This is a genomic window from Sedimentibacter sp. B4 (genome assembly GCF_000309315.1).
Classification (GTDB): domain Bacteria; phylum Bacillota; class Clostridia; order Tissierellales; family Sedimentibacteraceae; genus Sedimentibacter; species Sedimentibacter saalensis.
The window spans coordinates 43,639-55,708 of record NZ_CANG01000046.1; the positions used below are offsets into that span (position 1 = coordinate 43,639).

The 12,070-nt window shown below is 31.4% G+C and carries 10 protein-coding genes and 1 pseudogene; 2 read left to right on the forward strand and 9 right to left on the reverse strand.

Features of this window, described 5'->3' with window-relative positions; translation table 11 throughout:
• The 4 genes and pseudogenes from BN358_RS09470 to ftsH all read right to left on the reverse strand — a co-directional run bounded on the left by BN358_RS09470 (position 1) and on the right by ftsH (position 4,558).
• Positions 1-738 carry a 3D domain-containing protein gene (locus BN358_RS09470; protein ID WP_019229007.1) on the reverse strand — a complete coding sequence of 246 codons (738 nt, stop codon included), beginning with the start codon at positions 736-738 and terminating at the stop codon, positions 1-3.
• A 368-nt stretch (positions 739-1,106) separates the two neighbouring features.
• The gene (locus tag BN358_RS09475; RefSeq protein WP_019229008.1) at positions 1,107-1,973 is read right to left on the reverse strand and encodes a pyridoxamine kinase; all 867 of its coding nucleotides are present in this window, start codon (positions 1,971-1,973) and stop codon (positions 1,107-1,109) included.
• 291 nt (positions 1,974-2,264) lie between these two features.
• Complete coding sequence (locus tag BN358_RS09480) at positions 2,265-2,714, reverse strand: MarR family winged helix-turn-helix transcriptional regulator (RefSeq protein ID WP_019229009.1); 450 nt, start codon at positions 2,712-2,714, stop codon at positions 2,265-2,267.
• A 16-nt stretch (positions 2,715-2,730) separates the two neighbouring features.
• Positions 2,731-4,558, reverse strand: a pseudogene (gene ftsH, locus BN358_RS09485) (ATP-dependent zinc metalloprotease FtsH).
• A gap of 301 nt (positions 4,559-4,859) precedes the next feature.
• Between ftsH and BN358_RS09490 the strand changes: the two are divergent.
• Together BN358_RS09490 and BN358_RS09495 are read left to right on the forward strand one after the other, a co-directional pair.
• On the forward strand, positions 4,860-6,350 hold the full coding sequence (locus tag BN358_RS09490) for an IMP dehydrogenase (RefSeq protein WP_019229010.1): 1,491 nt from the start codon (positions 4,860-4,862) through the stop codon (positions 6,348-6,350).
• A 127-nt stretch (positions 6,351-6,477) separates the two neighbouring features.
• The gene (locus BN358_RS09495; protein ID WP_019229011.1) at positions 6,478-7,422 is read left to right on the forward strand and encodes a tyrosine-type recombinase/integrase; all 945 of its coding nucleotides are present in this window, start codon (positions 6,478-6,480) and stop codon (positions 7,420-7,422) included.
• 28 nt (positions 7,423-7,450) lie between these two features.
• Here BN358_RS09495 and BN358_RS09500 read toward each other — a convergent pair whose 3' ends face one another.
• From BN358_RS09500 to BN358_RS09520, 5 genes are all read right to left on the reverse strand, one after another.
• The gene (locus tag BN358_RS09500) at positions 7,451-8,293 is read right to left on the reverse strand and encodes a stalk domain-containing protein (protein WP_019229012.1); all 843 of its coding nucleotides are present in this window, start codon (positions 8,291-8,293) and stop codon (positions 7,451-7,453) included.
• Between the two features lie 27 nt (positions 8,294-8,320).
• Entirely contained in the window at positions 8,321-8,788 is a 468-nt protein-coding gene (locus tag BN358_RS09505) for a group I intron-associated PD-(D/E)XK endonuclease (RefSeq protein ID WP_019229013.1), read from the reverse strand.
• Between the two features lie 64 nt (positions 8,789-8,852).
• Positions 8,853-10,346: a tetratricopeptide repeat protein gene (locus BN358_RS09510; RefSeq protein ID WP_019229014.1), complete on the reverse strand. Its 1,494-nt coding sequence runs from the start codon at positions 10,344-10,346 to the stop codon at positions 8,853-8,855.
• A 155-nt stretch (positions 10,347-10,501) separates the two neighbouring features.
• Entirely contained in the window at positions 10,502-11,254 is a 753-nt protein-coding gene (locus BN358_RS22335; RefSeq protein WP_019229015.1) for a winged helix-turn-helix domain-containing protein, read from the reverse strand.
• Between the two features lie 98 nt (positions 11,255-11,352).
• Positions 11,353-11,964 carry a hypothetical protein gene (locus BN358_RS09520; RefSeq protein ID WP_019229016.1) on the reverse strand — a complete coding sequence of 204 codons (612 nt, stop codon included), beginning with the start codon at positions 11,962-11,964 and terminating at the stop codon, positions 11,353-11,355.
• Positions 11,965-12,070: the final 106 nt, after the last annotated feature.

The following is a 12,070-nucleotide window of genomic DNA, read 5'->3' on the forward strand; positions in this document are numbered from 1 at the left end:
CTACTCTAGTATGTAGACTTTAACTTGCCTAATTCCATAATTTTGTGCTTCTGTTCCATCTTCCATGAACAAGTCTATTCTGTAACCATTTATCGCTCCTCCTGTATCAAGAGCCGTTGCAAAACCATAGTCAGGACTGCCATCTGTGGAAGCTACGTAAAGCTTCGTTCCAAGAGGTATTACACTCGGGTCTACTGCAACTGTACCTGGCTGAGCTTTTGTGCCAGATGCTGTTATACCATATTCGGGGTGGTCAGGATACTTGCCGCAACTTTCATAAGACAAGTCATAGGCTGAAGCAACCATATCAAGTTCCTGATCAAAACGGAATCCGCCTCTTGATGTTGCTACCACATATTCCTTTGTTCCCACCTCAATTATTTCTTCTACAGGTTCTATATAGACGATTTCTTCTTCCAACGATTTGGAAATTAGTTTTCCGTCCACATATGATTCTTGGTAGACGGATTTTTTCATTCCGTCTGATCCTTCTTGGACTACTTCTTTGTAGTCAACATATTTTTGATCGTTATATACTATTTTTGTCTCATGTTCTACGCTGCTTCTGTCAATATCGTATTTCAGTTCTTTAAATGGAGTTACTGCATTTGTTGCAACAATATTTTCTGTGTCTGCAAATGCAATATTCTTCGTGTTACCACGGTTATAATAAGTTAAAACAAAGCTCATTATCAGTACTGTTAATATTATAAACGGGTACATTTTGTTCTTTTTCATTTTAACACCAACCTTTAATAGTTTCTCAGTAATTGACTTGGCGTTGTCAATTAAAGGTATAAATTTTCATAAGAAAATTTACTTTTTGCATAAGTATAAATTTACGCATTATTGGCAATCCCTTTTCAAAATCCCACATTTTTTGAACAAATGATATTGTACAACACTTCCTGTTTTTTTACAAGCTTTTTTTTATTTTTTTTTGTACATTTTAATCAGGGTCTTGCTCATTTCATGCCCTGGAGAGACATTTAGAGATGTAAAATCTATGTAAATTATGATTATTATTTACAGTTTTTCGAAATATATTCCAAAAATAAAAAAATTAAAGCAGCTGTATAAACAGCTGCTCTTTACAGGATTATATTTTATAATTTTGTATATTTATAAACTTCTATTTCATTGTACAATTCTTTCATTATTTTCTCAAACAATACCCCTTCACGGCTGGGTGTCCCTGCCTCGTAAGTTCCCTTAACAGCCAGGGATACAAACCTTGAAGCTTCTTCAATTGCTTCAGGAAGTTTTTTATCGTTCATGAGATATCCAACCAAAAGAGAAGTAAACAAATCTCCTGTACCGGGATACCTTTTGTCAACAAACCTAAACGGAATTTTCCAGTATTCATTGTTTCTTTTATCGTAGCATGCATTGATGTTTTCACCATCCATTGTTGCTATTCCCGTAATGACACAAATGTCCGGACCAAGACTGCAAAGCCTTTGTAAATAACTTTTTAGAAGTGCCGTATCTATTCTATGGTCCAAATATTTTTCTCCAAGCAATATGCTTGCTTCAGTCATGTTAGGGGTGATTATATCTGCCTTGTGCACCAGCTGGCTCATTTTTTCTACCATTTTATCGGTATATGTCTTGTATGTAATGCCATGGTCTCCCATTACAGGATCCACAACAACCAGCACATTTTTTTTTGTTTTTATTTTATTTATAATGTCAAGCATGATGTTGATTTGTTTTTCTGAACCTATGAATCCGCTGTACAAGCAGTCAAATTCTTCTTTGTTTTTTTCCCAGTTTGAATAGTATTCTTCCATGTGCTCTGTAAAGTCAAAAAAATAAAAATTTTTATACTCTGAATGATTGCTTAAAAGAGCAGTGGGAAGAGGACAAACCTGACATCCAAGAGCCGAAAGAACAGGCATAAGAACAGTCATAGAACATCTTCCAACGCCTGACATATCATGGATTGCTGCAATTTTAGGAACGTTTTTCATAATAATATCCCCTCTTGATTTAATAAAATAAATATAACCTTATTCTATAACTTTCTAAAGGTACAGATTTGTTGATAATGAAGATGACAGATTTTGTAACAATGGGGCTAGGTTATAAAATAAATAAAAGATGATCTCTGCAGAAATCATCTTTTATTAAAGTAAAGACTCATAATTAATAACTCTTTACAAGGGGGGCTTGTTTATTAAGTATTACCTACTTGTTATATTATTCGAACAAGCCCTAATAATTTTGGGGTACAAAAACATTTTTTTACATTTTTTTATTTATTACTGAGCTATTTTGTCAAAATCTATCAGCAGCTGATTAAGTAACTTTATTCCTTTTATCATTTGTTCAAATTCTTCATCTGTCTTGTTGTCAAGAACCGGTCCATATTTGTTCAAAATATCCTCATTTATTTTTTCAAGGGTTTTCTCTCCTTTTTCTGTCAGTACCAGCCTCACAACCCTCTCATCCTCTAAACTTCTTATTCTTTTTACAAACCCTTCTTGTTCAAGCTTTTTACACATATTTGAACCATTGCCGCTTTTTACATCAATTATTTTTGACACAGTTCCCACTGTGGCCTGTTCACATTCCTTCACAGCAACAAGTATTCTGCTTTGCATCATTGTAAGTCCATGTATTTCTATAAAAGGCTTAAAGGCTGTTTCCAGATTTATATTTGTAAATCTGATCATGTCCCACAGCTCTTTTCTCAACAATTCATTTCGCATACAGCACCTTCTTTGATTATTTGTTCAATATTTCCATGAACTCTTCCCCGGTTATTGTTTCTTTTTCAAGCAGGTAATTAGCAAGTTCATGAAGTTTTTCTTCATTGTCCTTCAATATCTGTATGGCTTTATCATGAGCGGATTTAATAATTTTTAACACTTCATCGTCAATTTTACTTGAAGTGTTTGATGAGCAAGCAAGAGATGATTCTCCCCCAAGGTATGGATTGTTCACTGTTTCAAGTGCCATCATGTCGAATTCTTCGCTCATGCCGTAACGTGTTACCATTGCCCTGGCAAGGTTTGTTGCCTGAGCGATGTCATTTGAAGCTCCAGTTGTAAATGTATTGAAAACAACTTCTTCAGCAGCACGCCCACCTGTAAATGTGGCAATTTTATTGAATGCTTCTTCCTTGGACAAAAGGAATGTTTCTTCCTCTGCCACCTGCATAGTATATCCAAGTGCTCCGGATGTACGTGGTATAATGGTTATTTTGTGTACAGGAGCAGATTCAGTCTGCTTGGCTGCCACTAGCGCATGCCCTATTTCATGATAAGCTACGATTTTCTTTTCCTTAGGAGATATAACAGCATTTTTTCTTTGATAACCTGCAATAACAACTTCAACTGCTTCTTCCAGATCTTCCTGTGAAGCTGTTGCTCTTTTATTTTTAACAGCCCTCAGGGCTCCTTCATTTATTATGTTAGCAAGCTCAGCGCCGCTAGCCCCTGCTGTAGCCCTTGCTATTGCATTGAAATCTATATTTTCATCTAAATGCACATTTTTAGCGTGAACTCTTAAAATTGCCTCACGTCCTGCCAGGTCTGGAAGTTCTACTGGTATTCTTCTGTCAAAACGGCCCGGTCTTAACAATGCTTTATCCAGAGATTCCGGCCTGTTAGTGGCTGCAAGAATAACAACTCCTTTTTTGCCGTCAAATCCATCCATTTCAGTAAGGAGCTGATTCAATGTCTGCTCTCTTTCATCATTTCCGCCTATGCCTCCCCCGTCTCTTTTCTTTCCTATGGTGTCTATTTCATCTATGAAAACAATACACGGCGCCTTTTCTTGAGCCTGCTTGAACAAGTCTCTTACCTTTGCAGCTCCCATACCAACGAACATCTCCACAAATTCAGAACCGGAAATTGAGAAGAAAGGAACTTTGGCTTCCCCTGCCACAGCCTTTGCCAGCAATGTCTTTCCTGTTCCCGGAGGTCCCACCAGCAGTGCGCCCTTCGGCATTGTTGCACCTATTTCTTCATTATTTTTTCGGATTGTGAAGGAAGTCAACAATTTCAGTGAGCGCTTCCTTTGCTTCATCCTGTCCTGCAACATCTTCAAACCTTTTTCCTGTCTGTGCCTCCACATAGACTTTTGCATTTGATTTTCCAAACTGCATGGAATTGCCGAATGAGCCCATTTTTTTAGACAACTGTCTAGATAAAATTTGTCCTACTGCTATAAATATCAATACAGGAATAACCCATGACAAAATGGCTTCCATCAGCACTGAATTTTCCTTGGGTACTATCTTGCCAAATTCTATTTTTGTTCTTGAGGAAAGAAGTCTGTCAACAAGCATTGGGTCTTCCATTTTGCCTGTGACATACACTCCTTCAGGATTCGAATTTGCTTTAAAAGCTATTTGTGTTTCATTAATTTCAACCTTTGTCACATTTCCGGACTCAACCATTGATAAAAATGTTCCGTAGTCAACCTCACTTATTTTTGACTGCATCTGGTTCAAATATGGAAACACCATTGCATTTAAAAGTATTACCACAAACATGACTATCATGTAATAATAGACAAATGGTTTTTTGTTGTTTTTATGTTCTTTCATACGTCCTCCGATAAAGTATGTTTAAATTTCATAATATCTATATTCAATATATATTATTGCATTATATATACTTATTATTAAACCAATCTTAATAATATCTATAATAATTATTTTATCATACGGACAATTTATTCGTGTGCAATGGACGGCTTTTTTTACATTTTGTTATTCAATACTGTACAGAAATTTATAAGTCAAAGTTAAAATTTATTATGAAATTATAGAGTTGACAATAAAGTTATGATATGGTAATCTATCAAGAATAATTATAATAGTGATAACATTCGAAAAGGAGATAACCATGGCAAGAATTATCAACGAGCCGTCCAGAACATTTGGAGAATATTTACTTTTACCAAACCTCACAACCAAAGATTGCATTGTTGAAAATGTTGATTTAAGCACACCCATTTGCAGATTTAAAAAAGGTGAAGAACCTGATTTAAAACTTAACATACCATTCTCTTCAGCCATAATGCAGTCAGTTTCTGACAACAACATGGCAATTGCATTAGCAAAAAACGGCGGTATTTCATTTATTTACGGATCTCAATCAATTGAAAGCGAAGCAGAAATGGTTCGCAAAGTAAAAAAATACAAGGCCGGTTTTGTTATAAGCGATTCAAATCTTACACCTGAAAACACTTTAAGTGATGTTCTTGATCTTAAACAAAGATCAGGCCACTCAACAATGGCAATTACAGAAGATGGAACTCCTACAGGCAAGCTTTTGGGAATTGTTACAAGCAGAGATTACAGGACCACAAGGGACCCTCTTGATAAAAAAGTTAAAGAATTCATGACTCCTGCCAAATCCTTGATTGTAGGACACGAAGGAATTTCCCTAACCGAAGCAAATAACATCATATGGGAACACAAATTGAATTCATTGCCTATAGTTGATGATAATTACAATCTGGTGTACATGGTTTTCAGAAAAGACTATTCAGAAGACAAGGAAAACCCACGTTCACTTCTTGACAGTCAGAAAAGATATATTGTTGGTGCCGGAATCAATTCAAGAGATTACAAGGAAAGAGTTCCTGCTCTTGTAGAAGCAGGAGTTGACATTGTATGCATAGACTCTTCAGAAGGATTCAGCGAATGGCAGTCTGACACTATAAAATGGATTAAAGACACTTACGGCAGCAAAGTTAAGGTTGGAGCCGGAAACGTTGTTGAAAGAGAAGGATTCAGATACCTGGCTGATGCAGGAGCAGATTTCGTAAAGATAGGAATCGGCGGTGGATCAATCTGCATAACAAGAGAACAAAAAGGTATAGGCAGAGGTCAAGCTTCAGCAGTGCTTGATGTTGCTGCAGCCCGTGACGAATATTTTGAAGAAACAGGAATTTATGTTCCTATTTGTTCAGACGGCGGAATTGTTCTTGACTATCACATCACATTAGCTTTGGCAATGGGTGCTGATTTCGTAATGCTTGGAAGATATTTTGCAGGATTTGACGAAAGTCCTACCGCTAAAATAAAGTACGGCAACGGATATGTGAAGGAATATTGGGGCGAAGGTTCCAACAGAGCAAGAAACTGGGCAAGATATGACTTAGGCGGCAAAGCAGGACTTCAGTTTGAAGAAGGCGTTGACTCATACGTTCCATATGCAGGTAAACTTGATGATGGTCTTGGAAGCACACTTCACAAAATCAAATCAACATTCTGCAACTGCGGCGCAAAAACAATTAAAGATATTCAGAAAGACGGAAGACTTTGTCTTGTATCTTCAACAAGTATTTCAGAAGGCGGAGCTCACGACGTAATTCTTAAAAACCAATAAGTCTCGAGTTTTTAATAAATTATAAGTTCGAAAAAATCAGTTTATAAACACTTCTGATAAACACAGTTTTAATAAAATTTCAATCCACAGTTTCAAAACAAAATTTTGATGATTGTGGGTGGTAATAATGAAAATTATAATGAATAAGATTAAAGAAGAATTGAGTATTAATACGGTTTTCGAAAAATATGAAAATCATATGATACTCAATTCTTTTTCTCCCTACACTATTGACTTAGTGAAAAGATGTTATAAAAATTTTAATCTATTTTTAGATGATGATAATTTTTTAATTAATAACATTACAAGTGATGTTATAGACAATTATATTTTGTGGCTAAGAAAACAAGGAAATAAAAATACAACTATCAATATAAAACTTAGTGATTTAAGAATGATATTTTATTGGGCAATGGATAAAGAATATTTAACTAAGTTTAAAATCAATTTAGTAAAAGAAGAAAAGTCTATAAGAAAAACTTACTCTGAAAAAGAGTTATGTGAACTTTTGAAAAAACCTAATATAGACAAATGTATATTCGGAAAATACAGAGATTGGGTTATAGTAAACTTTCTACTTGGCACAGGGGTAAGAAGTCTTACTCTTTTAAATATCAAAATTAAAGATTTAGATTTTTATAATAACTTAATTACTTTGGCAATAACTAAAAATAAAACTCCATTTATCGTACCTATGGCACTCAATTTATCAGTAATATTATCTGAATATTTAACTTATAGAAAAGGAAATAATGAAGATTATTTATTTTGCAATGCATATGGCGAACAACTTACAAGAGCTGCCCTTAAAGATGCTATTAGAAGGTACAACCTACAACGTGGCGTTAGCACAACATCTTTACACAGTTACAGGCATACATTCGCCAAAATGTTTATTACAAATGGTGGAAATTTATTTGTCTTGCAAAAACTGCTTGGTCATAAAAGCATTAGAAGTACACAAGTATATGTTAATCTAATCACTTCGGATTTAGAAAAGGATTATGATAAATATAATCCTTTAGATGTAATTTTAAGTAAAAACAAAAAAGATATAATTAAAATGAAATAGGGCATTCATATTGCCCTATTTTTTTAACTTATTCTCCAATTACTTTCACATTATTAATAATATTTTCTTCTACTGATATATTTCCAAATGAATTACCACTAATAGTAACATTATATCTTTCCGAAGGTATATCAGAAAAATAAAACTCATTTTTACCTACTACATTAGTAATATATTCATTCCCATTTAAATCTCTTATAGCAACTGATTTTCCGAACAAATTGCCTTCTGATGATATGCTACCCCTTATTGCATTAGTTGCTGTTTTAAAATATATTAATATTTCTTCACCATATAAGTCGCCATTTTCCATTACTATGTTATCTTTTGGTATGTATAAACTGTAATATGTGTTTAGTTCTAATTGATTCTTAGGAATTATTAAAAAGTTATCTTTTGCGGTCATTCCTGACTGACTTTCTACATTAATTCGATTTCCTTTATTATCAATTAAAACAACTTTGCTATTATCTTTCATTTTCTTTGTATTAGCATCGAAAACTATCATTAAATAATTCCATTTAAAATAATTTCCATCTGTAAATGGCTTTGGATTGGCACCAATTATATTGTATTTTCCATCAGTTACTTTCATATTAAAAGTTTCACTACTTATTAAGTCAACTCTTTTATTTTCTCCATCCCACTTTACTTCCATACCATTCATTTCGGCAACTGACCTTAAAGGAACATAGGTTGTACCATTAAATAGGAAATTACTAACTGTAACCTGTTCATTATTTACATAAAGACTTATGCTGTTAATAAGCACATCAATCTTTTGTAATAAGGAATTTGCAAATGCAGTTTTTATATTGATAACTAATAATGTACAAATTATAAAACTTAATATTACTTTTTTAACTTTCATTTGTCTTTTTCCTCCGTATAATAATAATTAACTACAGAACCTTGAGAAGTCCTTTGCAACATATTTCTCAAATTGCGGTTTTGTATATTCAATCTTTTTACCTGTTGTATTATCAGTTCTTGTTCCATTAAACAATATACTTCTTTTTCCTAGATTTTTACCTGTCTTGTTTGTGGTACACTCTTTTAAATATTCTTGCGAAGATAAAATCCACATTGTTTCCATTTTTTCAGAATAAAAAACGAAGTAATAGTTATCACGCTCACTATGAGTCATTGCAGCAAAAAGAGCAGCATTACCCTCTTTTACATCTTTTGACCTTGCCTTAATTTGTATCTCAATAAAGCTACCATCTTCTTTTCTAACAACAACATCTATTCCATCATCATCTACAAGCGGAACATAGCAATCGAGACCCTCTTTTAACATTAAGCCTATTATGTAATATTCCATTCTCTTTCCAAATCCTGCGCTATGCCTAAAAGGTATTGACATGGTAATTCCCTCCTTTTTAAACCATACTATCACATTATACATGACATATGATTTAACTATTTTTCTATTCTACATTATTAAAAAACATATCTTCTATTTCAATCATAACTTCAGGATTTACTTTTATTATATCTTCTAATTCTTTGCAATAACTATTACATTTTACTTCATAAACTTTTGATTTAGTCATATCTAAGAGCGTCATGTTTAACCTTATCAAGTCAATTATTGTATTTGCCTTCTTCTGCATACTAAGTTCCTTAAATCTTAATACAATTTCAAATCTATTAATGGCATCTTCAATCATGTCAATTTTTTCATTTTCATCTATAAATTCACAACACTCAATTGCAATTTTACAAACAGATGCTATTATTCCATTTGTATCAACATACCTTTTAGGATTATTTTCTATAGTGCAAATTTCAAGTACAAAGTTACCGTAATCAACAACATTAGGTATTAACTGTATGTCACCAAACTTTTTCAATGCCTGAAAATTTAAAGACATTAAATTATAATATAGATTAATATATTCATTCTCATACTTATCCTTTATAATAACACTTTTACATATTTCATAATTTTCTTTAGCCTTGATAAAATATGAATATGCTTTATTTTTATCATCACAATAGTACATCATATGTAAATTTACCGAGCCAAGATTTTGATATGACCTTGCAGATTCATAAGGATAGTTTTCTATTTTATAGAACTCTAATGATTTGTACAAATAATTTTCACTGTTAATATAATTTTTTTCTCGTTCATTTATATCTTCTTTATATTTTACTAAATCACTATATATATTTCCAATATTGTTTTGTATCCTTGCTATATTAAAATAATCCTTTATTTCTTCATATATAGTTAATGATTTTTCTGCATTATTTAAAGATATTTGTAATAAGCTAATATCTTTTTTTAGATTAGCTAATCCCCTATATGTGATAGCTAAATTACTATATGTTAAACCAACTGTACCAAAATAATTTTTATCTAATTTCTTGATATTTCTAAATACATCAATCGCTTTTGATGAATATTTTTTAGAGTTTTCATAGTTATTTTTAGCACTGCGAATTAAAGCTAATTCATTATATATATCACCCAAATTGCAACATAAAATTGCATACTGATACTTATACTTATACTTAGTTAACTTCAGATACTTCTTATCTTTATAATTAGGTAATGCCTTCAATAAAGCTTCTTCGTTAATTCTTGCAATATCCAAGTTTTTTTCTTTATCTATTTTTTCATGATGATAGGTTTCATAAAGATTAAGTTTAACATCAATGATTAATCTTTTACAAAATTTTTTATTCTGATATTTCAATGCCTTATTATATTCATTTCTTGCTTCTTCAATTTTATTATTCAAATGATATTTGATACCATCACTTAGACTTCTATCAATTTCTTTTCTTATAATACATATGCTATTAATTAATGGTATTAAAAAAAATATTATTGCTACACATAAACTTGTTATTGCTACAAATAAATTTATTATTGGGATGATTGGATTTAAATCGGTTAATATACTTGGCATACTACCCCCTTAAGATAATTTTAATAACTGCAAATTATTTATATTAATAAATAAATTTTTTATTTCATTTGTAATCCAAATAATAATTACACCATTATTTAAAATACCCATTAAAAGACATTGCTTTCGATAAACTTTTTGACTGCTCTTCGTACTTATTTATATACAATGTAATTTTCAACATTACTAATTAATAATTTTCTTTTAAAACCTTTGCGCTCAGATACTTCCACTATAGCATAATGCATCATCCTATGGTGGTTAGGACATAAAATAACTACATTTTCTTCATCTTGGCTCCCATTGTTTGCTAACGGATTAAGGTGATGAGCCTCTGAATAATGTTTCTGATTTTTCTGCACAAATGTAAAATTACAACCTTCAATCTGACATTGATTGCCATATTTAGATTTAAGGTCTCTTGTAATTTTCTGATATCTCTTAATTCTATTGATAGAAACTTGTTCAATCTCATTTTCTAAGTCTATCAAATCTTCTTGGAATTCTTTTTCTCTATCTGAATAGTCATTAGAAAATTCATCTTTTATATTTAATGCTCGAACTAATAAATTACTTGTACTTTTTTTAAATAAGCTTGGACTACTTTGAGAAAATAAATTACACAATTCAACCATATAATCTATTCCATCACTTGTTATTTTCCATTGATTTCTAATAGAACCATCTAAATATCCTGCTTGTACAAGATGTTTTCTTTCAAAAGCTAATGTGTTTCTCCAAACAAGTTCATGTCTATTTTCTTTATATTGTTTTTCCGACTGTGTTAAATTCAAATAACATTTCTCATCTATATTATCTAAAACCTCTTCTTTTGTTCCGCAACCACCCAAATCATATATTGATATAAGAATTACTAATTTTTCCTCCAATGTTATTGTTATACTCATAAAATACCTCACCTTCAATACGTAGATTTTTTTTACAAGAATCATTTAAACTTTAAATCATTAGATTTTACATTGTTCCCAATTTTTCTATTAATTACTTAATTAAATAATATATTAATAAAAGCTTCTTCTTTTCTATACAATTCATCCGAAACCATTTTATTATTACCCATAATATTTTTATACATATTGAGTATTTTTTCAAATTCTAATTTATTTAAAGCAAGCATTTTATCATTGCCACTAACAATTGTTTTTTTTCTCATTATATCCTTTAGTTCGAACATTATTTGTTCTATATCTTCATATTTTTTAACTTCTCTTTTTATACATACAGAAAAACTTTCATCATCTCTTAATGTTCTTCTTAAGTTATAATTCGTACTTATGGCCATTCCTCTCCATCTTTTATTTTTTTCTACAAAAACAATTTCCCATTTGTATTTTTTGTTATTAGCTCTTTCATCATTTTCGCTTATTTCTTCAAAATGCATATACTCATTCCACTTTTCATCTAAGTATACTTGACGATAATGATTATCGTAACTCCATGGCGCCCCATAAATTTCACCTGATATTCTATTTGAAACTTCATATTCATCTATATCATCGAATATTATTGCTCTTGACCTTATATCTATATCTAATTCTTCGCATTTTCTTTCCCAAGCTATTTCAGTAAAATCACTATCCCATAAAATAACTTTCATATTTAATGCCTTCTTTCTTGATATATTTTTATAAATAATAAAAATACTTTCTATAAAATTATGTTATAATTATAATTTCATTATATATCAATCACTTTCAACTTTC